Origin of the sequence: Streptomyces sp. NPDC001549, from assembly GCF_042894025.1 — a bacterium.
Taxonomy (GTDB): domain Bacteria; phylum Actinomycetota; class Actinomycetes; order Streptomycetales; family Streptomycetaceae; genus Streptomyces; species Streptomyces kutzneri.
Map to the genome: position 1 here is coordinate 321,969 of NZ_JBIAVJ010000007.1, position 22,544 is coordinate 344,512.

At 71.8% G+C, this 22,544-nt stretch carries 19 protein-coding genes; 9 read left to right on the top strand and 10 right to left on the bottom strand.

Annotated features, from left to right (window positions below):
- Position 1: 1 nt before the first annotated feature.
- Complete coding sequence (gene metH, locus ACFY04_RS15510) at positions 2-3,526, bottom strand: methionine synthase (RefSeq protein ID WP_389116931.1); 3,525 nt, start codon at positions 3,524-3,526, stop codon at positions 2-4.
- A gap of 277 nt (positions 3,527-3,803) precedes the next feature.
- Here metH and ACFY04_RS15515 point away from each other — a divergent pair, with 277 nt between their 5' ends.
- From ACFY04_RS15515 to ACFY04_RS15535, 5 genes are all read left to right on the top strand, one after another.
- Positions 3,804-4,571 carry an IclR family transcriptional regulator gene (locus ACFY04_RS15515; RefSeq protein ID WP_389116932.1) on the top strand — a complete coding sequence of 256 codons (768 nt, stop codon included), beginning with the start codon at positions 3,804-3,806 and terminating at the stop codon, positions 4,569-4,571.
- A 313-nt stretch (positions 4,572-4,884) separates the two neighbouring features.
- A complete protein-coding gene (locus ACFY04_RS15520; protein ID WP_030723337.1) occupies positions 4,885-5,667 on the top strand; it encodes an MIP/aquaporin family protein in 783 nt (260 codons plus the stop codon).
- Between the two features lie 81 nt (positions 5,668-5,748).
- On the top strand, positions 5,749-7,275 hold the full coding sequence (gene glpK / locus ACFY04_RS15525; RefSeq protein WP_389116933.1) for a glycerol kinase GlpK: 1,527 nt from the start codon (positions 5,749-5,751) through the stop codon (positions 7,273-7,275).
- Between the two features lie 41 nt (positions 7,276-7,316).
- Positions 7,317-8,924 (top strand): glycerol-3-phosphate dehydrogenase/oxidase, encoded by a 1,608-nt coding sequence (locus ACFY04_RS15530; protein WP_301372185.1) that lies wholly within the window; start codon positions 7,317-7,319, stop codon positions 8,922-8,924.
- Between the two features lie 127 nt (positions 8,925-9,051).
- Positions 9,052-10,056, top strand: a complete 1,005-nt coding sequence (locus tag ACFY04_RS15535) for a PAC2 family protein (protein WP_389116935.1) — start codon at positions 9,052-9,054, stop codon at positions 10,054-10,056.
- 175 nt (positions 10,057-10,231) lie between these two features.
- Here ACFY04_RS15535 and mshC read toward each other — a convergent pair whose 3' ends face one another.
- The 4 genes from mshC to ACFY04_RS15555 all read right to left on the bottom strand — a co-directional run bounded on the left by mshC (position 10,232) and on the right by ACFY04_RS15555 (position 13,774).
- Positions 10,232-11,461 (bottom strand): cysteine--1-D-myo-inosityl 2-amino-2-deoxy-alpha-D-glucopyranoside ligase, encoded by a 1,230-nt coding sequence (gene mshC / locus ACFY04_RS15540; RefSeq protein WP_389116936.1) that lies wholly within the window; start codon positions 11,459-11,461, stop codon positions 10,232-10,234.
- A gap of 110 nt (positions 11,462-11,571) precedes the next feature.
- Positions 11,572-12,423 carry an SCO1664 family protein gene (locus ACFY04_RS15545; RefSeq protein WP_389116938.1) on the bottom strand — a complete coding sequence of 284 codons (852 nt, stop codon included), beginning with the start codon at positions 12,421-12,423 and terminating at the stop codon, positions 11,572-11,574.
- Positions 12,387-12,977 carry a DUF3090 domain-containing protein gene (locus tag ACFY04_RS15550; protein ID WP_389116939.1) on the bottom strand — a complete coding sequence of 197 codons (591 nt, stop codon included), beginning with the start codon at positions 12,975-12,977 and terminating at the stop codon, positions 12,387-12,389. The genes ACFY04_RS15545 and ACFY04_RS15550 overlap by 37 nt, the downstream gene beginning before the upstream one ends.
- A gap of 77 nt (positions 12,978-13,054) precedes the next feature.
- Positions 13,055-13,774, bottom strand: coding sequence for a histidine phosphatase family protein (locus tag ACFY04_RS15555; protein ID WP_389116940.1), 720 nt, complete (start codon positions 13,772-13,774; stop codon positions 13,055-13,057).
- 54 nt (positions 13,775-13,828) lie between these two features.
- On the opposite strand from ACFY04_RS15555, the gene corA reads away from it, so the two are divergent.
- Positions 13,829-14,821: a magnesium/cobalt transporter CorA gene (gene corA, locus ACFY04_RS15560; protein WP_389116941.1), complete on the top strand. Its 993-nt coding sequence runs from the start codon at positions 13,829-13,831 to the stop codon at positions 14,819-14,821.
- Here the strand turns inward: corA and ACFY04_RS15565 are convergent.
- Positions 14,799-15,629, bottom strand: a complete 831-nt coding sequence (locus tag ACFY04_RS15565; protein WP_389116943.1) for a ferritin-like domain-containing protein — start codon at positions 15,627-15,629, stop codon at positions 14,799-14,801. The genes corA and ACFY04_RS15565 overlap by 23 nt on opposite strands.
- A 238-nt stretch (positions 15,630-15,867) precedes the next feature.
- Positions 15,868-16,917, bottom strand: a complete 1,050-nt coding sequence (locus tag ACFY04_RS15570; RefSeq protein ID WP_351158326.1) for an LLM class F420-dependent oxidoreductase — start codon at positions 16,915-16,917, stop codon at positions 15,868-15,870.
- Positions 16,918-17,017: 100 nt separating this feature from the next.
- On the opposite strand from ACFY04_RS15570, the gene ACFY04_RS15575 reads away from it, so the two are divergent.
- The gene (locus tag ACFY04_RS15575) at positions 17,018-18,001 is read left to right on the top strand and encodes an aldo/keto reductase (protein WP_389116945.1); all 984 of its coding nucleotides are present in this window, start codon (positions 17,018-17,020) and stop codon (positions 17,999-18,001) included.
- Complete coding sequence (locus tag ACFY04_RS15580; RefSeq protein WP_389116992.1) at positions 17,986-20,217, top strand: ATP-binding domain-containing protein; 2,232 nt, start codon at positions 17,986-17,988, stop codon at positions 20,215-20,217. The genes ACFY04_RS15575 and ACFY04_RS15580 overlap by 16 nt, the downstream gene beginning before the upstream one ends.
- Positions 20,218-20,291: 74 nt before the next feature.
- On the opposite strand, the gene ACFY04_RS15585 is transcribed toward ACFY04_RS15580, so the two are convergent.
- Positions 20,292-20,942: a hypothetical protein gene (locus tag ACFY04_RS15585; RefSeq protein ID WP_301372174.1), complete on the bottom strand. Its 651-nt coding sequence runs from the start codon at positions 20,940-20,942 to the stop codon at positions 20,292-20,294.
- A gap of 47 nt (positions 20,943-20,989) precedes the next feature.
- Between ACFY04_RS15585 and ACFY04_RS15590 the strand changes: the two genes are divergently transcribed.
- Positions 20,990-21,178: a DUF5703 family protein gene (locus ACFY04_RS15590; protein WP_030009118.1), complete on the top strand. Its 189-nt coding sequence runs from the start codon at positions 20,990-20,992 to the stop codon at positions 21,176-21,178.
- A gap of 39 nt (positions 21,179-21,217) precedes the next feature.
- On the opposite strand, the gene ACFY04_RS15595 is transcribed toward ACFY04_RS15590, so the two are convergent.
- Positions 21,218-22,099: a chaplin gene (locus ACFY04_RS15595; protein WP_389116947.1), complete on the bottom strand. Its 882-nt coding sequence runs from the start codon at positions 22,097-22,099 to the stop codon at positions 21,218-21,220.
- 160 nt (positions 22,100-22,259) lie between these two features.
- On the bottom strand, positions 22,260-22,493 hold the full coding sequence (gene chpH / locus ACFY04_RS15600; RefSeq protein WP_351158317.1) for a chaplin ChpH: 234 nt from the start codon (positions 22,491-22,493) through the stop codon (positions 22,260-22,262).
- Positions 22,494-22,544: the final 51 nt, after the last annotated feature.

Genomic DNA, 22,544 nt, shown 5'->3' on the forward strand with positions numbered 1-22,544 from the left:
CTCAGCGTGCGTTGAAATACTTCGCTTCGGGGTGGTGAATCACGATCGCGTCGGTGGACTGCTCCGGGTGGAGCTGGAACTCCTCCGACAGGTGGACGCCGATCCGCTCCGGCTCCAGGAGGTCGGCGATCTTCGCGCGGTCCTCCAGGTCGGGGCAGGCGCCGTAGCCGAGCGAGAAGCGGGCACCGCGGTACTTGAGGTCGAACATGTCCTCGACCTGCGCCGGGTCCTCGCCGCCGAATCCGAGCTCGGCGCGGACGCGGGCGTGCCAGTACTCGGCCATGGCCTCGGCGAGCTGGACCGAGAGGCCGTGCAGCTCCAGGTACTCGCGGTAGGAGTCCGACTCGAACAGCTTGGCCGTGGCCTCGCCGATCTTCGAGCCGACGGTGACCACCTGCAGGCCGACGACGTCGGTCTCGCCGGACTCCTCGGGACGGAAGAAGTCCGCGAGGCACAGGCGCCGCCCGCGGCGCTGGCGCGGGAAGGTGAAGCGGGTCCGCTCGTTGCCGGCCTCGTCGAGGATGATCAGGTCCTCGCCCTTGGAGACGCAGGGGAAGTACCCGTAGACGACCGCGGCTTCGAGCAGGTTCTCGGTGTGCAGCTTGTCCAGGAGGCCGCGCAGCCGCGGACGGCCCTCGCTCTCGACGAGCTCCTCATACGTGGCCCCGCCCGCGCGGGCCTGCTTGAGGCCCCACTGGCCCTTGAAGAGGGCGCCCTCGTCGAGCCAGGAGGCGTAGTCCTTGAGCGGGATGCCCTTGACCACGCGGGTGCCCCAGAACGGCGGGGTGGGGACCGGGTTGTCGACCGAGACGTCGGAGCGGCCTCCGGGCTCCTCGGCCTCCTCGACCCCGAGGGCCGGCCCCCCCGGTGTCGCCGTGCGTTTGGCGACGCGGCGCTGCTTGAGCTCGGGCAGGGTCGCGCCGGGGACGCCGCGCTTGACGGCGATGAGGGCGTCCATGAGGCGCAGGCCCTCGAAGGCGTCACGGGCGTAGCGGACCTCGCCCTCGTAGATCTCGTGGAGGTCCTGCTCGACGTAGGCGCGGGTGAGGGCGGCACCGCCGAGGATCACCGGGTAGTCGGCGGCCAGCTTGCGCTGGTTCAGCTCCTCCAGGTTCTCCTTCATGATCACGGTCGACTTCACGAGCAGGCCGGACATGCCGATGACGTCGGCCTTGTGCTCCTGCGCGGCTTCGAGGATCGCGGAGACGGGCTGCTTGATGCCGATGTTGACGACGTTGTAGCCGTTGTTGGTGAGGATGATGTCGACGAGGTTCTTGCCGATGTCGTGGACGTCGCCGCGGACGGTGGCGAGCACGATCGTGCCCTTGCCCTCGTCGTCGGTCTTCTCCATGTGCGGTTCGAGGTAGGCGACGGCCGTCTTCATGACCTCGGCGGACTGCAGGACGAAGGGGAGCTGCATCTGGCCGGAGCCGAAGAGCTCGCCGACGACCTTCATGCCCTCCAGGAGGGTGTCGTTGACGATGTCGAGGGCGGGGCGGGTCTGGAGGGCCTCGTCGAGGTCGGCCTCCAGGCCGTTCTTCTCGCCGTCGATGATGCGGCGCTGCAGTCGCTCGTCCAGCGGCAGGGCGAGGAGTTCCTCGGCGCGGCCGGCCTTGAGCGACTTGGTGTTGACGCCCTCGAAGAGGGCCATCAGCTTCTGCAGCGGGTCGTAGTCGCCCTCGCGCCGGTCGTAGATCAGGTCGAGGGCGGTGGTGACCTGCTCCTCGTCGAAGCGGGCGATCGGCAGGATCTTGGAGGCGTGGACGATGGCGGAGTCCAGGCCGGCCTTGACGCACTCGTCGAGGAAGACCGAGTTCAGCAGGACGCGGGCCGCCGGGTTGAGGCCGAAGGAGATGTTGGACAGGCCGAGGGTGGTCTGGACGTCCGGGTGGAGCCGCTTGAGCTCGCGGATCGCCTCGATCGTGGCGATGCCGTCCTTGCGGGACTCCTCCTGGCCGGTGCAGATCGTGAAGGTCAGGGTGTCGATGAGGATGTCCGACTCGCGGATCCCCCAGTTGCCCGTCAGGTCGTCGATGAGCCGTTCGGCGATGGCGACCTTGTGTTCGACGGTGCGGGCCTGGCCCTCCTCGTCGATGGTCAGCGCGATGAGCGCGGCCCCGTGCTCCTGGGCCAGTCGGGTGACCTTGGCGAAGCGGGACTCGGGGCCGTCGCCGTCCTCGTAGTTCACGGAGTTGATGACCGCGCGGCCGCCGAGCTTCTCCAGGCCCGCCCGGATGACGGGGACCTCGGTGGAGTCCAGGACGATGGGCAGGGTGGAGGCGGTGGCGAAGCGGCCGGCGAGCTCCTCCATGTCGGCGACGCCGTCGCGGCCCACGTAGTCCACGCAGAGGTCGAGCATGTGCGCGCCCTCGCGGATCTGGTCGCGCGCCATCTCCACGCAGTCGTCCCAGCGGGCCTCCAGCATGGCCTCGCGGAACTTCTTGGAGCCGTTGGCGTTGGTGCGCTCACCGATCGCCATGTACGAGGTGTCCTGGCGGAAGGGCACGGTCTGGTAGAGCGAGGCGGCGCCGGGCTCGGGCTGGGGGGTGCGCTCGGTGATCGCCGTGCCGCGGACCCGCTCGACGACCTGGCGCAGGTGTTCGGGGGTGGTGCCGCAGCAGCCGCCGACCAGGGAGAGCCCGTACTCGCGGACGAAGGTCTCCTGGGCGTCGGCGAGCTCGGGGGCGCTGAGCGGGTAGTGCGCGCCCTGCTTGGTCAGGACGGGCAGGCCGGCGTTGGGCATGCAGGAGAGCGGGATGCGGGCGTTGCGCGCGAGGTAGCGCAGGTGCTCGCTCATCTCGGCGGGGCCGGTGGCGCAGTTCAGGCCGATCATGTCGATGCCCAGCGGCTCCAGCGCGGTCAGGGCCGCGCCGATCTCCGAGCCGAGGAGCATGGTGCCGGTGGTCTCGACGGTGACGGAGCAGATCAGCGGAACGGTGACGCCGAGGGCCTCCATGGCCCGGCGGGCGCCGATGATCGAGGACTTCGTCTGCAGGAGGTCCTGGGTGGTCTCGACGAGCAGCGCGTCGGCGCCGCCGGAGAGCAGGCCCTCGGCGTTGATCTGGTAGGCGTCGCGGATCTGGGCGTAGCTGATGTGGCCGAGCGTGGGGAGCTTGGTGCCGGGGCCCATGGAGCCGAGGACCCAGCGCTGCTGGCCGGTGGACGCGGTGAACTCGTCGGCGACCCCGCGGGCGATGCGCGCGCCGGCCTCCGACAGCTCGAAATTGCGTTCGGCGATGTCGTACTCGGCGAGCGCCGCGTAGTTCGTGCCGAAGGTGTTGGTCTCGACGCAGTCCACGCCCACCGAGAAGTACTCCTCGTGGACGGAGCGCACGATGTCGGGGCGGGTGATGTTGAGGACCTCGTTGCAGCCTTCGAGCTGCTGGAAGTCCTCCATGGTGGGGTCCTGCGCCTGGAGCATCGTTCCCATGGCTCCGTCTGCGACGACCACGCGGGTCGCGAGTGCCTCCCGGAGGGCATCGGCCCGGGTCTGGGTGTCAGCGGGCAAGGTGGGCAACGAAGCCATGGTTGTGCTCCCTGGGATGCGACGGCTGTCGGCTTTGCACCCCCTCTGTGTCAAGGGTGCACGCGGCCAGGGTAACCGCGGGGCACCCGCCCCGGTGTGGGTGTCCCACGTGGCGGACTGCATTCTGTGGCGGGGACTTCCCGGGGGGTGCCCCGGCGGCGGGTACGGCGAACAGCTGTCCGACGGTGCGCAAGGTCGACATCGACCGATACTGTTCAGCATTGTCGAACCGCGTCAAGATGGTCAGTAATACCGAAGGTCTGCAGGAGGCTGCGCGATGGCACGGAACATCCAGTCGCTCGAACGAGCCGCTGCGATGCTGCGACTTCTGGCGGGCGGCGAGCGCCGGCTGGGACTCTCGGACGTGGCGTCCTCGCTGGGCCTGGCCAAGGGCACGGCCCACGGCATCCTGCGCACCCTGCAGGCCGAGGGCTTCGTGGAGCAGGACCCGGCCTCCGGCCGGTACCAGCTGGGCGCGGAGCTGCTGCGCCTGGGGAACAGCTACCTCGACGTCCACGAGCTGCGCGCCCGCGCCCTGGTGTGGACGGACGACCTGGCCCGGGCGAGCGGCGAGAGCGTGTACGTGGGCGTGCTGCACCAGAGCGGGGTGCTGATCATGCACCACGTGTTCCGGCCCGACGACAGCCGCCAGGTGCTGGAGGTCGGGGCCATGCAGCCGCTGCACTCGACCGCGCTGGGCAAGGTGCTGTCGGCGTACGACCCGGTGGCGCACACCCAGGCGCATGAGGTCGAGCGCGAGGCCTTCACCCCCCGCACGGTCACGGACGGCACCGGCTTCGAGGAGATCCTGGGCCTGACCCGGGCGCGCGGCTGGGCCTCCGACGTCGAGGAGACCTGGGAGGGCATCGCCTCGGTGGCGGCGCCGATCCACGACCGGCGCCGGATGCCGGTCGGCGCGGTGGCGGTCGCGGGCGCCGTGGAACGGGTCTGCAGCGAGACCGGAGAGCCCCGTGCGGCCCTGGTGGCGTCGGTGCGGGACTGTGCGCGTGCGGTTTCACGCGATCTCGGCGCGGGCCGGTTCTGAGCTTCCTTTAACAGGTCCAGGCCACACCCTGACCCCTCTATGCCCATTTTTCGCCATAACCCGATCATGGGATGGCTGGATTTGGCTGATCGCACCTACGGGTAACGATCCGACACTTTGGCCTGGCCGACCCTTGACGCGTTCTTCACTTGGGCGGAAAACTGCCGTTCATCGGTCGGCATTGTCGAACACCTACCGGCAATACGCGCTAGGATGCGACAAGGCCACGGACCGGTGCAGCACTCACCGAGTGTGCGGAACCACCGGAGGGACCCGGTGTCCGCCCACCCCTGGACGTACAAAGGAGTCGCGGGTGTCCAGCTCCGACATCTTCATCGGCGAGACCATCGGTACCGCCCTGCTCACACTGCTCGGCGGTGGCGTCTGCGCCGCAGTGACACTCAAGAGCTCCAAGGCCCGCAACGCGGGCTGGCTCGCCATCACGTTCGGCTGGGGTTTCGCCGTACTGATCGCCGCCTACGTCTCCGCGCCGCTCTCCGGTGCGCACCTCAACCCGGCGGTCACCGTCGGCATCGGCGTCACGACCGGCGAGTGGGGGGACGTCCCCGTCTACTTCGCAGGCCAGCTGCTGGGCGCGATGCTCGGTGCGGTCCTGATGTGGATCACCTACTACGGGCAGTTCCGCGTCCACCTGGCCGACCCGGAGCACATCCGCGACGCCAAGCTCGGTCCCGAGGACCCGCACCCGCACGATGTGGCCGGTCCGGTGCTCGGCATCTTCTCCACCGGCCCCGAGATCCGTAACGTCGTGCAGAACCTGGCGACCGAGATCATCGGTACCGCCGTTCTGATCCTGGCGATCCTGACCCAGGGTCTCCAGGACGGTGGCAAGGGCCTCGGTGTCATCGGCGTCCTGATCACCTCGTTCGTGGTCGTCGGCATCGGTCTCTCGCTCGGTGGCCCGACCGGTTACGCCATCAACCCGGTGCGCGACCTCGGTCCGCGTATCGTGCATGCCCTGCTGCCGCTGCCCAACAAGGGCGGCTCCGACTGGGGTTACTCCTGGATCCCGGTGGTCGGCCCGCTCGTCGGTGCCGCGCTCGCCGGTGGTCTCTACAACATCGCGTTCGCCTGATCAGCAGTACCGGCAAGATCGTAAGATCCGCACCGCCCTCCTGATTCCGCCTACTCACCCGACCTGCCAGGAGCAGCCAACATGACCACCAGCACCGGCCCCTTCATCGCCGCGATCGACCAGGGGACCACCTCCTCCCGCTGCATCGTCTTCGACCGCGACGGCCGCATCGTCGCCGTCGACCAGAAGGAGCACGAGCAGATCTTCCCGAAGCCGGGCCAGGTCGAGCACGACGCCACCGAGATCTGGACCAACGTCCAGGAGGTCGTGGCCAGCGCGATCGCCAAGGCGGAGATCACCTCCGCGGACGTCAAGGCCGTCGGCATCACCAACCAGCGCGAGACCACGGTCCTGTGGGACCGCCACACCGGCGAGCCGGTGCACAACGCGCTGGTCTGGCAGGACACCCGCACCGACGCCCTGTGCAAGGAGCTCGGCCGCAACGTCGGCCAGGACCGCTTCCGCCGCGAGACCGGCCTGCCGCTGGCGAGCTACTTCGCCGGACCGAAGGTCCGCTGGCTGCTCGACAACGTCGAGGGCCTGCGGGAGCGCGCCGAGGCCGGCGACATCCTCTTCGGCACCATGGACTCGTGGATCATCTGGAACCTCACGGGTGGCCCGCAGGGCGGTGTGCACGTCACGGACGTCACCAACGCCTCGCGCACCATGCTGATGAACCTGCACACCCTGGCCTGGGACGACAAGATCGCCGAGTCCATGGGCGTCCCGCTCAACATCCTTCCGGAGATCAAGTCCTCCGCCGAGGTCTACGGCCACGTCAAGGACGGCGTCCTCGCCGGTGTCCCGGTCGCCTCGGCGCTCGGTGACCAGCAGGCCGCCCTCTTCGGCCAGACCTGTTTCGCCGAGGGCGAGGCCAAGTCCACGTACGGCACCGGAACGTTCATGCTGATGAACACCGGCGACAAGATCATCAACTCCTATAGCGGCCTGCTGACCACGGTCGGCTACCAGATCGGCGACCAGAAGCCGGTCTACGCGCTGGAGGGCTCCATCGCCGTCACCGGCTCGCTCGTCCAGTGGATGCGCGACCAGATGGGCCTGATCAAGTCCGCGGCCGAGATCGAGACCCTGGCCTCCTCGGTCGAGGACAACGGCGGCGTCTACTTCGTGCCGGCCTTCTCCGGCCTGTTCGCCCCGTACTGGCGCTCCGACGCCCGTGGCGTGGTCGCCGGCCTCACCCGGTACGTCACCAAGGCGCACATCGCCCGTGCCGTCCTGGAGGCCACCGCCTGGCAGACCCGCGAGATCACCGACGCCATGACCAAGGACTCGGGCGTCGAGCTCGCGGCCCTCAAGGTCGACGGCGGCATGACCTCCAACAACCTGCTGATGCAGACGCTCTCGGACTTCCTGGACGCCCCCGTGGTGCGCCCGATGGTCGCCGAGACCACCTGCCTCGGCGCCGCCTACGCCGCCGGCCTGGCCGTCGGCTTCTGGCCCGACACCGACGCCCTGCGCGCCAACTGGCGCCGCGCGGCGGAGTGGACCCCGCGGATGCCCGCCGACCAGCGGGACCGCGAGTACAAGAGCTGGCTCAAGGCCGTGGAGCGTTCCATGGGCTGGGTCGACGACGAAGACGCCAGCTGACCGCACTCAGCTGAGTCAATCGACGAGGAGCTAAGAGAGATATGAGCAGCCTGCAGAGCGTTCCCGCACTGGGCACGCACCCGACCGCCGGTGCCAACGTCAGCCGCGCCCAGACCCGTGAGCAGCTGTCGAAGGCCACGTACGACCTGCTGGTCATCGGTGGTGGAATCCTGGGCACCTCCGTGGCGTGGCACGCCGCGCAGTCGGGCCTGCGGGTTGCCATGGTGGACGCCGGCGACTTCGCCGGCGCCACCTCCTCGGCCTCCTCCAAGCTCGTCCACGGCGGTCTGCGCTACCTGCAGACCGGCGCGGTCAAGCTGGTCGCGGAGAACCACCACGAGCGGCGGGTGCTGGCCAAGGACGTGGCCCCGCACCTGGTCAACCCGCTCACCTTCTACCTGCCGGTCTACAAGGGCGGTCCGGTGGGTGCGGCCAAGCTGGGCGCGGGCGTCTTCGCCTACTCCGCCCTCTCGGCCTTCGGCGACGGCATGGGCAAGGTCATATCCCCGGCCCGTGCCGTCGCCGACAACCCGGGCCTGAAGACGGACAACCTCAAGGCCGTCGCGGTCTACTACGACCACCAGATGAACGACTCCCGCGTCGCCGTCATGACGGTCCGCGCGGCCGTCGAGTCGGGCGCGGTCGTCCTCAACCACGCCGAGGTCACCGGACTGCGCAAGACGCGCGGCCGGGTCACCGGCGCCGAGCTCAAGGACCGTCTCGACGGCACCGAGTTCGGGGTCGACGCGCGCGTCGTGCTCAACGCCACCGGCCCGTGGGTGGACCACCTGCGGCGCATGGAGGACAAGCACTCCATGCCGTCGATCCGCCTCTCCAAGGGCGCGCACATCGTCATGAAGCGCAAGTCGCCGTGGAAGGCCGCCATGGCCACCCCGATCGACAAGTACCGCATCACCTTCGCCCTCCCGTGGGAGGACCAGCTGCTGCTCGGCACCACCGACGAGGTGTACGAGGGCGACCCGGCGGACGTGCGCGCCACCGAGTCCGACATCGCGCAGATCCTGGACGAGGCGGCCTTCTCGGTGAAGGACGCGGACCTGGACCGCTCGCTGATGACGTATGCCTTCGCGGGCCTTCGGGTGCTGCCCGGCGGCCCCGGCGGCGTCGAGAAGGCCAAGCGCGAGACGGTCGTCTCCGAGGGCGCCGGCGGCATGCTGTCGGTGGCCGGCGGCAAGTGGACGACGTACCGCCACATCGGCCGTGTGGTCATGGACAAGCTGGCGAAGCTCCCGGGCAGTCCGCTGACCGAGGACATGGAGCCGGTGAAGTCGCTGGTGCGCCGGATCGCGCTGCCCGGTGTCGCCAACCCGAACGCGGTCGCGCACCGGCTGCTGGTGGACCGGGAGCCGGGAACGCGGATGGACCCGCTGACGGCCCGCCACCTGGCCTCCCACTACGGCTCGCTGGCCTTCGACATCGCGCGCATCGCGAACGAGGACCCGGCGCTGGCCGAGCGGATCCACCCGGACGGTCCGGAGATCTGGGCGCAGGTCGCCTACGCCCGTGACAACGAGTGGGCCGAGACGGTCGACGACGTGCTGCGCCGCCGTACGACGGTGACGATCCGCGGCCTTGACGACGAGTCCGTACGTGCCCGGGTCGAGGAGATGCTGGGCCGTAAGGCATAGCTCCTGCGCAGGTGGGGAAGAGGGGCGGTTCCGAGGGGAACCGCCCCTCTGTCGTGGGCTGTGGCCGGTGCCTCATCAAGGCTTAGGCTGACCCACGTACGCAAGGGAACTTCGGAAGGAGACCTGGGTGATCGAGCTTGAGGGCGTGCCCGAGCTGATCGACCCGGTCATGGTGGCCGCGTTCGAGGGCTGGAACGACGCGGGTGACGCGGCCTCCGGTGCGGTCGCGCACCTGGACCGGGAGTGGAAGGGCGAGGTCTTCGCGGCACTCGACGCCGAGGACTACTACGACTTCCAGGTCAACCGGCCGACGGTGTGGCTGGACAACGGGGTACGGAAGATCACGTGGCCGACGACGCGGCTGTCGGTGGTCCGGATCGGCGGTGCCAAGCCGCGGGACCTGGTGCTGGTGCGGGGCATCGAACCGTCCATGCGGTGGCGGTCGTTCTGCAACGAGATCCTCGGGTTCGCGCACGAGCTGGGCGTGGAGATGGTGGTCATCCTGGGCGCGCTGCTCGGGGACACCCCGCACACGCGGCCGGTGCCGGTGAGCGGGGTCACCTCGGACGCGGACCTGGCCCGGACGATGGACCTGGAGGAGACCAAGTACGAGGGCCCGACGGGCATCGTGGGCATCCTGCAGGAGGCCTGTACGCACGCGGGTGTCCCGGCGGTGTCCCTGTGGGCGGCGGTGCCGCACTACGTCTCCCAGCCGCCGAACCCGAAGGCGACGCTGGCCCTGCTGAACCGGCTGGAGGATCTGATCGACATCCGGATCCCGCTGGGCGAGCTGCCGGAGGACGCGCGGGCGTGGCAGCTGGGCGTGGACCAACTGGCCGCCGAGGACAGCGAGGTGGCGGAGTACGTGCAGACTCTGGAGGAGGCGCGGGACACGGCCGATCTGCCGGAGGCCTCGGGCGACGCGATCGCCCGGGAGTTCGAGCGGTACCTGCGGCGGCGTGACCCGGCGGCCCCCTCGGCCGAGCCGGGCGACGGCTCGTACCTCCGCGACACGAGCGGGGGCCTCCCCCGCCCCCCGAAGCGCAAGCCGGACCCCTCCGGGGAGGGTCCGGAGCCGCCGACCGCCGCGTCGTCCGACGAGGACGACGCCCCGGAGCCACCGGAGGCGTAGCCCGCAGGGGGCGGGTGCGGGGGCTGCCGCTGCGCGGGGCCGTCCCCGCCCCGCCCTTTCACCGTTTTCCGGGGCTCCGCCCCGGACCCCGCGCCTCGAACGCCGGCGGGGCTGATCTTCCCGCGGAAAGGGCGATGCCCCCGGCCGGCGGCCGGGGGCATCAGGGGCGGGGTGGCTACAGGGCCACGCCCAGAAGGGCGTCGACCGTGCGGGAGACCAGGCCCGGGGCCGACTCGTCGTCGCCGTCGGTGGCGATCTGGCGCTCGACCCAGCGGTCCACCGCGGCCAGGGCCGCCGGGGCGTCCAGGTCGTCGGCGAGAGCCTCTCGGACCTCCTCGACCAGGGCGTCGGCCGGGATGCCGTCCGGCCGGGACACGGCCGCGCGCCAGCGCTCCAGCCGGGCCACGGCCTCGGCGAGGATCGCGTCGGTCCACTCCCAGTCGGCCCGGTAGTGGTGCGACAGCAGCGCGAGGCGGATCGCCGCCGGGTCCACCCCGGAGCGCCGCAGCGCCGACACGAAGACGAGGTTGCCCTTCGACTTCGACATCTTCTCGCCGTGCAGCGCCACCATGCCCGCGTGCACATACGCCTTGGCCATCGGGAACTCGCCCGTCAGCGCCTGCGCGTGCGACGCGCCCATCTCGTGGTGCGGGAACGCCAGGTCGGAGCCGCCGCCCTGGATGTCGAAGCCCATGCCCAGGTGGTCGAGGGCGATCGCCACGCACTCGATGTGCCAGCCCGGCCGGCCGCGGCCCAGCGAGCCGCCGTCCCAGCTCGGCTCGCCCGGACGCGCGGCCATCCACAGCATCGGGTCCAGCGGGTTCTTCTTCCCGGGCCGGTCGGGGTCGCCGCCCCGCTCCGCCGAGAGCAGCCGCATCGCCTCGGCGTCGAGGTGCGAGACCCCGCCGAAGTGCGGGTCGGCCTCGACCGAGAAGTAGGTGTCGCCGTCGAGCTCGTACGCCGCACCCGCGTCCCGCAGCCGCTCGACCAGCGGCACGATTCCGGGTATGGCCTCGACGGCACCGATGTAGTGCTGCGGGGGCAGCATCCGCAGGGCCGTCATGTCCTCGCGGAAGAGCGCGGTCTCGCGCTCCGCCAGCTCGGTCCAGTCCTGGTTGTCACGCAGCGCCCGCTCCAGGAGCGGGTCGTCCACGTCCGTGACGTTCTGGACGTAGTGGACCTGCCGCTTGGTGTCGAGCCACACGCGTTGTACGAGGTCGAACGCGTTGTAGGTCGCCGCGTGACCGATGTGGGTCGCGTCGTACGGCGTGATGCCGCAGACGTAGATACGGGCGACGGGACCGGGGGCGAGGGTGATCGTCCCCTGGGTCGCGGTGTCGTGGATCTGGAGGTCGCGGCCCTTGCCAGGAAGGGCGGGGACCTCAGAAGCGGGCCAGGCATGCATGTGTCGAGCCTAACCGGACGGATGTTCCGGAAACGAACTGGACCTGCACTGTTGTCTTGATCGGCACTCTTGCGGTCTGGCCGGTTCTGTGCGTATGGCCGATGGCTGATTCAGACCGGTGGCCAGGGGATCGCCGGCCACTGCCCGGACGGCTGGGGATGGGTTCCGGTGCGCAGCAGGTGCTCCACCCGGTCCCGTACGGCGGCCACCTCGACCGGCGTGATCAGTTCGGCCAGCCGGGTGGCGAGCGGGGCTCCCTCGGCCAGCCCGTCGGCCAGCGCGGCCAGCACCTCGCGCGCCTCGTCGGTCAGCGGCTCGCCCGCCCAGCCCCACAGGAGGGTGCGCAGCTTGTCCTCTGCGTGGAAGGTCACACCGTGGTCGATGCCGTAGAGCCGTCCGTCGGGCGCGGGCAGCAGGTGGCCGCCCTTGCGGTCGCCGTTGTTGATCACGGCGTCGAGTACGGCGAGCCGGCGCAGCCGGGGGTCGTCGGCGTGCACGAGCAGCGCGGTGCGGCCTTCGCCGACCTCGGCGAGGGCGACGGCCTTCCAGCCCTCCCCCGCCTCCTCGCCGTCGACGAGCCCGAGGAGCGCGCCCAGCGGGGAGTCCTCGTCCGGCTGCTCGGCATCGATCCACCGCTGGACCATGCCCTCGCCGTACGGTCCGTCGCGCAGCACGGTGGCGGGGACCAGGCCCCATCCGGTGGCTTCGGAGATCAGGTAGGCGGCGACCTCCCGGCGGGCGAGGTTCCCGTCGGGGAAGTCCCACAGCGGCCGCTCGCCCTTGACCGGCTTGTACACGCAGTCGGCGCTCACGTCCCCGTACGTGACGCTGCACAGCAGGACGGCGTTGGACGCCTCGCGGATCCGGCCTATGACGGTGAGCTCGCCCTTGGCGAGCAGTTCCTCCATCTTCTCCCCCGTGTCCGTCACGCCTGGCGCCGGTAGCCGTTCTGGCGTGGGCACACGTGCCCCTCCGGGTCCAGCGGGAGGCTGCACAGCGGGCACGGCGGGCGGCCGGCGTTGACGACGTCCAGGGCCCGCTTGGCGAAGGCCCGGGCCTGGGCGCCGGTGAGGCGGACGCGCAGCATCGGCGGGCCGTTCTCCTCGTCCTGGAGCAGCCGCTCCTCGGCCTCGGCGAGGTCCTCGTCGGAGCCGGCGTCGAGTTCGACCAGCGCCTGGGCCTCGACGATCATGCGCTGTTCCTCGCCGTCCCAGGCCAGGGCCATGGTGCCGACGCGGAACTCCTCGTCGACCGGGACGTCCAGCGGGGCGGTGTCGGCGGCCTCGGCGGGGGCGACGGCTGGGACCGGGGCATTGCCCCCGGTCCGCCGTACGACCTCGTCCAGCAGCTCGTCCATCCGCTCGGCCAGCGCTGCGACCTGGGTCTTCTCCAGGGAGACGCTGGTGACGCGGGGGCCGGCGGAGGCCTGCAGGAAGAACGTACGGCGCCCCGGCAGACCGACCGTGCCGGCCACGAAGCGGTCCGGGGGGTCGTAGAGGAACACCTGACGGGGCACGTCCAGTCTCCAAGTCTCGGCGGCAGGGGCAGGTCTGCGCCCTTGTGTTGGCCCGTCCACCCTACTGCGCCGGGCGATCAAGCCGCGCCCGCACCGCCTCCCACGACGGCGTTCCCGGCGTCTTCGGTGTCTTTGTCCGAGGCGACGGTCTCCGGTGCGGCGGGGCGCCGGACGAGCGAGCCGAAGTCCCCGGTGTCGCCGAGCCGGAACACGAAGGGCCGGGTGGCGGTGTACCGGATGGCGGTCACCGAGCAGGGGTCGACGTGGATGCGCTGGAAGAGGTCCAGGTGCATGCCCAGGGCGTCCGCGACAAGGGACTTGATGATGTCGCCGTGCGAGCACATCAGGAAGACGGCGTCGCTGCCGTGCTCCTGCTCGATCCGCGCGTCCCAGTCGCGTACGGCCTCCACGGCGCGGGCCTGCATGGCGCGCATGGACTCGCCGCCGGGGAAGGCGGCGGCCGACGGGTGCTGCTGGACGATCTTCATCAGCGGTTCGCCGGAGAGCTCGGACAGTTTGCGGCCGGACCATTCGCCGTAGTGGCACTCGCCGATCCGCTCGTCGGTGTGCACTTCCAGCTCCGGCCGGGCGGCCAGCAGGGGTGCGAGGGTCTCCCGGCAGCGCTGCAGCGGGCTGGTGACGGCGGCGGCGAGCGGCACGCCCGCCAGTCGGCCGGGCAGCGCGGCGGCCTGTTCCGCGCCGCGTTCGTCGAGGGCCACTCCGGGGGTCCATCCGGCGAGCAGCCCAGCGGTGTTGGCGGTGGACCGCCCGTGTCGTACGAGGATCAGCGTGGCCATGGGGCCAGCGTATGCGCTGCCGCGGGTGTGCGGGCGGGCCGTGGGCAGGGAAGAATGCCCCGCGTGATTGTGGACTGCGCGATTTACCGGGACGGCCGCCGTACCGAGGGACCGGACGATTTCTCGGACGCCCTCGACGAGGCGCGGGCGACCGGTGACGCCTTCCTGTGGATCGGCATGCACGAGCCGACGGCGAAGGAATTCGACCACGTCAGCCAGGAGTTCGGCCTGCACCCGCTGGCGGTGGAGGACGCGCTGACCGCGCACCAGCGCCCGAAGCTGGAGGTCTACGACGATTCGCTGTTCGTCGTCCTCAAGCCGGTGCGGTACGACGAGGACACGGACACGGTGACCGCGGGCGAGCTGATGGTCTTCATAGGGGACTCGTTCGTCGTCACGGTCCGGCACGGCGAGGGGGCCCCGCTGGCCGCCGTGCGCCACCGGCTGGAGCAGGAGCCGGAGGTGCTGCGGCACGGCCCGACGGCGGTGCTGTACGCGGTGTCCGACGCGGTGGTCGACCACTACATCGAGGTGGCGGCCGAGCTCCAGGCGGACCTGGAGGAGCTGGAGGCCGAGGTCTTCGCCCCGAACGCCTCGGACACCAAGAACACCGCCGCCCGGATCTACGGGTTCAAGCGGCAGGTGCTGGAGTTCCGGCGGGCGACGAGCCCGCTGCTCCAGCCGATGGACCGGCTGGCCTTCGGGGAGGTCCCCTTCGTCCACGAGCACGCCCAGCCGTTCTTCCGCGATGTCGCCGACCACCTGACCAAGGCGAACGAGTACATCGAGGGCCTGGACCGGCTGCTGTCGGACGCACTCGCCGCGCACCTCGCGCAGATGGGCCTCCGGCAGAACGACGACATGCGCAAGATCTCGGCCTGGGCGGCGATGGCGGCCGTGCCCACGATGGTGGCGGGGATCTACGGGATGAACTTCGACCACATGCCGGAGCTGCGGCACACCTGGGGCTATCCGGCGGTGCTGGTGGTCATGGCGGGCGCGTGCCTGGGCCTGCACCGGATGTTCAAGCGCCGGGGCTGGCTCTGAGTTCCCTCCCGCGCGGGGCGTAGGCGAACCCGTCCGCGGCGGCCGGTGCGCCGCCGAGGGCGTCCAGGCGCTCCGGCAGCCGCAGGTTGACCATCCGGTGCCAGCCGCTGAACCGCTCGTACGCGTACATCGCGCGGATGCCGGCGGCCAGCGCGGCCGCCTTCGGGGCGGGCCAGTGCAGCAGCCGTCCCATGTGGCTCATGACGGCGAGGCTCACGTCGCGGTAGACGGAGATCTCGGCGAGCGCGCTCTCGCGGAGCACCCGCTGCATGGTCCGGCCGTAGCCGGACCGGGCGAGGCGCAGCAGTTCCTCGTGGCAGTAGGCGAGGTGGTTGTCCTCGTCGTGGCTGATCATGTGGATGGCCTTGCCCACCTCGGGGTGGTCACCGAAGTACCTGACCAGCATGTCCATCTGGTCGGCGGCGCGCTGTTCCGTGACGCGGCTGTGCGCGAGGTAGACGACGATGTCCTCCTCGGTCAGGGCCACCTCGCGGCGCAGCTTCTCGTGCGCGAGGCCGATGCCGCGGCGCTCCAGCAGCATCGTGTAGTCGGTCTCGGGGGGTACCGGGACGGCGGGCAGGCCGCGCTTGCGGAGCAGGGCGTTGAAGATCCGGCCGTGCTTGTCCTCGTCGGCGCCGTGTCGGGTGATCTTGGGCGCGAGGTGGCGCATGCCGTCCGGCACCAGGGCCGCGATACGGGCGTTCTCCCAGCCGCCCTGGGTCTCCCCGCTGGCGGCGATGGAGCAGAACAGCTGGAAGGAGCCGTCGTTGTCGACGATCTCCTGGAACAGGCTGCGGGCAGAGAGCATGGAACGAGTCAAACGCCGGTGGGCGGGGCGGGCAACCGATAGGTCGCACTACTCGTCCGAATGAACGAAATCGGCGGTTGGGCCGCCACGCGTAACCCGGCGGGCGTCCCCGGCGTTGTTCGCTGTGTCGGCCGTGGCGGGGAAGACCCCCCGAGCCCCCACCACGGCCGCAGAAGCGTTCACCGGTGCCGGCGTCCGTCCGCCGGCATCCGGACCGGCCGGTCAGGCGGTCAGGCGGTCAGGCGAGACCCGCCAGCTCCATCGCCTCGGTACCGGCGCGCAGGGCGGCGATCCGCTCGTCCAGGGTGAATCCGGCCGGGGCCAGCGTGAGGGTGGTGACCCCGGCCTCCGCGTAGGCCCGCATCCCGTCGGCGATCCGGGCGACCGGGCCGAGCAGGGTGGTCGAGTCGATCAGCTTGTGCGGGACGGCCTCGGCCGCGCCGGTCTTGTCGCCCGCCAGGTACTTGTCCTGGATCTCGGCGGCTTCCTTCTCGTAGCCCATGCGCTGGGCCAGCTGGTTGTAGAAGTTCTGCTTCCGGCTGCCCATGCCGCCCACGTACAGGGCGGTGTACGGGCGGAACATGTCCGCGAGCGCGTTGACGTCCTCGCCGAGGGCCAGCGGCACGGTCGGGCAGACGTCGAAGCCCTCCATGGTCAGCCCGGCCTTCTCGCGGCCCGCCCGGATGTGGGTGAGGGCGGTGGCCTCCAGGTGCTCGGCGGCCGGGAAGATCAGCAGGGCGCCGTCGGCGATCTCGCCGGTCTGCTCCAGGTTCTTCGGCCCGATGGCGGCGATGTAGAGCGGGATGTGCTCGCGCTCGGGGTGCACGGTCAGCTTGAGCGGCTTGCCCGGGCCGTCCGGCAGCGGCAGGGTCCAGTGCTCGCCCTCGTAGGAGAGCCGCTCGCGGGTCATGGCCTTGCGGACGATCTCCACGTACTCGCGGGTGCGGGCCAGCGGCTTGTCGAACTTGACGCCGTACCAGCCCTCGGAGACCTGCGGTCCGGAGACGCCGAGGCCGAGCCGGAAGCGGCCCTTGGTCAGCGAGTCGAGGGTGGCCGCGGTCATGGCGGTCATGGCGGGCTGGCGGGCCGGGATCTGGAGGATCGCCGAACCCACGTCGATGCGCTCGGTCTGGGCGGCGACCCAGGCGAGCACGGTCGGGGCGTCGGAGCCGTAGGCCTCGGCGGCCCAGCAGACGTCGTACCCCAGGCGGTCGGCCTCCTGGGCGACGGCGAGGTTGTCGGCGTCCATGCCCGCGCCCCAGTAACCAAGATTGATGCCGAGCCGCATGTGTCGTCCCCTTACCGGTTTACCGATCAGTAACGTTGGTGTGCGGGGACTGTAGCGCGCCAAGGTCCTCCGCGTCAGCGCCCCAGTAGTCTCAGCCCTCATGGAGCAGAGGCATCTCGGCCGCACCGGACTGCGCGTCTCCCGGATCGGCCTCGGCACCCTCACCTGGGGCCGAGACACCGGCGAGGAAGCCGCCGCCGAGCAGGTGAAGACGTTCTGGGAGGCGGGCGGCACGCTCGTCGACACCGCCGACGTGTACGGCGGTGGTGAGGCGGAGTACCTCCTCGGGCAGCTGGTGGGCGGGCTCGTCCCGCGCCGGGACCTGGTGATCGCGACCAAGGCGGGCAGCGTGCCGGACCCCGACCGCAGATTCGACGGCTCGCGCGGGCACCTGCTCGCCGCCCTCGACGCCTCCCTGGACCGGCTGGGTACCGACTACGTCGACCTGTGGCAGGTGCACGCCTTCGACCCCGCGACCCCGCTGGAGGAGACCCTGCAGGCGCTGGACCTGGCGGTGAGCAGCGGCCGGGCCCGGTACGCGGGGCTGGCGGGCTTCAGCGGCTGGCAGCTGGCGAAGGCGGCGACGTGGCAGCTCGCGGCCCCCGGCGTGCGCACCCGGATCGCCTCGACGCAGATGGAGTACTCCCTGCTCCAGCGGGGCGTGGAGCGGGAGGTGCTGCCGGCCGCGCTGGACCTCGGGATCGGCCTGCTGCCCTCCTCCCCGCTGGGGCGCGGGGTGCTGACGGGCAAGTACCGGGACGGCACCCCGGCCGACTCCCGCGGCGGCTCGGAGTCGCTGGCCGCCCTGGTGGACCCGTACCTCGACGAGGCGGCGGGGCGGATCGTGGACGCGGTGGTGACGGCGGCCCAGGGTCTGGCCGTGACCCCGCTCCAGGTGGCCCTGGCGTGGATCCGGGACCGGCCGGGGGTGGTGGCGCCGATCGTCGGTGCGCGGACGTCCACGCAGCTCGGGGCGGCACTGTCGGTGGAGGCCCTTAGTCTTCCGGAGGAGATCTGCCGGGCGCTGGACGATGTTTCGGCTCCGGTGCACCGCTACCCCGATCAGGACTGGAGCACGCTGTGAGTACGGACCGCCAGGCCGAGCCCGCCGCCGCCGAGGAACCGGCCGCCGAGGCCTCGCCGGCCGACGCGGACCAGGACCGACCCGACGAGGCACGGGCCGCGGAGCCGGACCCGGACCCGGACGCGGACGCGGACCCGGAGCCGGACCCGGACCCGGACGCCGCCGACGGGTCCGGGGGTCCCGAGGCCGAAGCCGAGGCCGAGGCCGAGCCGGCCGCCGAGGCCCAGGCATCGCCCGCGCTCTCCGAGGCCCAGGCCGAACTGGCCGCCCAGAAGATCGAGCGGGAGCGGATCGCCCGGCGCAAGGCCGAACGGGAGGCGCCCGTCGAGGCCGGGGCGAAGCTCAGCGGGAAGGCCGCGGACCTGCTGGCCGCCGTACGGGCCGTGGAGAGCGGTGCGAAGCCCTCCGACGTGTACTTCGACGAGGCCCCGGCCACGCCCCGCAGGCCGGCTGCCGCTCCCGCCGCGCCCCAGGCAGCGCGCCCGGCCGCCCCTGCGCCGGTGGCCGCGCCCGCACCCTCCGCCGGCACCGTCGAGGGCGTACGGGCCGTACTGACCCGCGGTGGCGCCCCCGAGGCCCTGGCCGCCCCCGCCGCGGCGGCCCTGGGCGAGGACGCCGCCGGGCAGCTCACCGAGAACCCCTGGCGACTGCTGTCGCTCCCCGCCGTACGTCCGGCACAGGCCGACGGTTTCGCCCGGGCCCTGCTGGGCCCCGAGGCCGGTCCCGGGGACGAGCGCCGCACCACCGTCCTGGTGGGCTGGCTGCTGGCCCAGGCCGGGCTGAAGGGGCACACCGCCCTGGAGGCCCCGGTGCTGGAGAAGGCCCTGGCCCAGTACGGCGTACCGGATCCGGCCGAAGCGCTGGAACAGGCCATCGGCGAAGGCTCGGTACTGGTCTTCCACGAGCCGCTGGGGCCGCCGGCCGGCGAGGACGCCGAAGCCGCCGAAGACGCGGAGCAGCCCGTTCGGGTGCTGGTGGGTCTGGAGGGCGCCGCCATGGCCGAGGAGAGCCTGGCCGACGGCCTGGCCCGGCTGGCCGCCGGCACCTTCGACGACGCGGCGGAGTGGGAGCGGGCCGCCGGGTCCGCTCCGAGCCCCTCCGCCGCCGAGCTGATCCGCGCGGTCGCGGGCCACGGCCTGGTCACCCATACCGGCGGCGAGGCCGCCCGCGCCGAACCGGTCGCCCTGGCCGCTGCGGCCCGGGAGCTGGGCCTGCGGGTCTGCGTGGCGGCGCACGCCCCCGGCGGCGGCCCGGACCCGGTGACCGTGGCGGGGCTGCTGTCCGGGGCCGAGGGGCCCGGGCGGGACGCGGACGGGCAGTTCGCGCTGGACCTGCTGGTGGTGCTGGACGCGCCGCAGCTGGACGTGGAGACCGCGGCCGCTCTGGTGGAGTCCGTCCCGGACGGGGCCCGGCTGGTGCTCTCCGGGGATCCCGGCGTGCTCGGGTCCGCCGGGGCCGGGCGGGTGCTCGCCGATGTGCTGGCGGCCCGTACCTGCCCGCAGGTGGTCTCCCGCACCCCCGACCCGGGCCCCCTGGGCGAGCTCGTCTCCGGGGTCGGCATCGGGGAGCTGAACCAGGTCGACGCCCCCGGCAAGGAGGTCGTCATCGTCCCGGTGAAGGACGCCGGGGAAGCCGTGCACCGGGCGGTGCAGCTGGTGGCGGAATCGGTGCCGCGGGCCTTCGGGATCCCGGCGGAGCACGTACAGGTGATCACCCCGGGCCACGGCGGCTCGGCGGGCACCCGGGCGCTGAACGCCGCCCTGAAGGAGCGCCTGAACCCCGGTCCGGGCCGCTTCGGCGGCTTCGACCCCGGTGACCGGGTCGTGCACGTGCCGTCCCCCGGGCGGGCGCTGGCGGCCCGGGTGGTGTCGGCCGACGCCGAGGGCCTGCACCTGGACCGGGCGGGCGCGCGGATCGTCGTACCGAAGGAGCTCGTCGAGTCCCAGGTGCGGCACGGCTGGGCGGTGACGGCGCACCAGGCCGTGGGCACGCGCTGGCCGGCGGTGGTCGTCGTACTGCCGGGTGACGCGGCGCAGGCGCTGTCGCGGGACTGGGTCTACACGGCGTTCGGGCGGGGCGAGCGGCACCTGTCCGTGGTGCACGGGGTCGACCAGGCGCTGCCGCACGCGGTGGCCGAGGTGCCGGCGAAGCCGCGTACGACGCGCCTGACGGGCCTGCTGACGGCCCTGGCGACGGCGGGCGCGCAGCCGGAGTGAACCGGCCGTGGCCCCCGCCCGGAAGGGCGGGGGCCACGGGTTCCGGCACGTGCGGGGCCTCGATCGGGCCGGGGTCAGGCCGGGGTCAGCCCCGGCTCCGCGGCCTCGTCCTCGTCGAACTCGTCGGCCTCCTCGTCGAAGACGGAGCTGACGTCGAACCGGTGCAGCACGTCCTGCGGATCGATGTGCCCGAAGGGCGAGCCCAGCCACTCCCCCGGTTCCGCCACCTCCTCCGAGGCCGCGATCCAGAGCGTGGAGTCACCCTCCTCCAGCCCGAAGTCCTTGTAGCGGGAGGCGATCTCGTCGGGCTCGTACTCCCCGAAGAGGACGCCCAGCGCGTCGGCGCTGCCGCCGTCGCCCACGAAATCGGCGTCCCGGTCGTGCGCGGCGACCCGCTCGGCCTGGGCGATCAGCCGGGCCGGTTCGACCACGGCGTAGTCGCGGCGGATGAGCACGCTGAAGGCGGCGGGCTCGGCGGGCCCGGTGTACGGGACGCCGTCCTCGGGCGTGGGGATCTCGAAGGGGGTGACCTCGTCGTAGCGGTCGTAGAGGAGTTCGTCGTACACCTCGGCCGCGGCGGCGAGTTCGTTGAACGCGGCGTAGACGTCCGGGTCCTCGTCCCCGATCCTGCGCTCGACCGCGGCGAGGTGACGGTCGAGCGCGGCCTTGACCGCCTCGGCGGCGGCGCGTACCTCGGCAACAGTGGGCAGATCGGCATCAGACATAGAGCAGACGCTATCCGTAGCAGGGCTCTGCCCGCACAATAGATGCGATGCCGGAATACGAATTTGTCGACGTGTACGTGCCCCGCGGTGTTCCTCGCAAGGAGGCGACCCGCCTGTTGACCGATCATGCCGAGTACGGGAACTGGGAACTCGACCGGCTGAGCCTGTACCGGGACGGCAGCCGCCGTGTGCGACTGCGCCGCCGGATCATCCGTCAGGTCCGCGCGACCTGGTGACGCGGGCCCCGGGGGCGGGGCCCGCGCCGTGACCGTCCGTCAGGCGGCGTTGCGGGCCCGCCGGTAGAGCACGGTGCCGGCGAGCAGCAGGCCGCCCGCGAGCGGCAGCCCGGCGGTGAGGACGTCGCCGGACCCGGTGGCGGCGAGACCGCCGGCCTGTCCCGGGTTGTTCCCGGTCCCCGGACCGGGGTGCGTGACCGGGGTGACGGAACCGCTGCCGGGGGTGGGCGGCGTACCCGGGGTGCCGGGCGTACCGGGCCCGCCCGGGTTTCCGGGGGTGCTCGGTCCACCAGGAGCGCCAGGCCCACCGGGGTTACCCGGCCCGCCCGGATTACCGGGCCCACCGGGGTTACCGGGACCGCCCGGGTTGCCCGGCCCACCGGGGTTACCGGGCCCGCCCGGGTTGCCCGGCCCACCGGGGTTGCCCGGACCGCCAGGATTACCGGGCCCGCCGGGGTTACCCGGCCCACCCGGGTTACCGGGACCGCCCGGGTTACCGGGACCGCCCGGGTTGCCCGGCCCACCGGGGTTGCCCGGACCGCCAGGGTTACCGGGCCCGCCGGGGGTGCCCGGGTGGTCGTCGCACGGTTCGTCGTCGCCCGGGTGGCCGGGGTGACCCGGGTGGTTCGGCTCACTGGGCTTGCCGGGCTTCGGCGGCTTGGCGTGGCCCGATCCGTTCACGCAGTGGTTCCCGAAGGCCGGGTTGAGGGCTCCCACCACATTGATCGTGTTCCCGCAGGCGTTCACCGGCGCGTCCACGGGCGCCTGCAGGCTGTTCCCGGACAGCAGGCCCGGAGAGTTCGCGGCGTGCCCCGAGGCGCCGGAGTCCGCGTGTGCGTAACCCCCGCCCATCGCGAGGACACCCCCCGCGGCCGCCATGGTGATCAAGGTCTTCCTGGTGACCTGTGCCGGTCGTCGCATCTGTACTCGTCCCCTGGTGTGTACGTTTCGGCCGTCGTCCGACGGCTCGGCCCACCTGGCTCCCCTGCCTGGTACGCCGGAAGTGAGAGAAATCCGGGCCGGAAAGCCCGGTGGCCCCGGAGCGCTGGGATGCGCTCCGGGGCCGAAGACTTCAGACGCGTCAGGCGTTGACGCAGGTGTTGCCGAAGGCCGGGTTCAGCAGGCCGATCACGGAGACCGAGTTACCGCAGACGTTCACGGGAACGTGGACGGGAACCTGCAGCACGTTGCCGGACAGGACACCGGGCGAGCCGATGGCCGCACCCTGCGCACCCGCATCGGCGTGGGCCAGGCCCGCACCCGCGAGAACCAGGCCACCGGTGGCAGCCGCAGCGGCGACAACCTTCTTGATCATTGTTCCTCCTAGTTGGCAATGCGGTCCCAGCCGCGGACCGCAACACCTGTA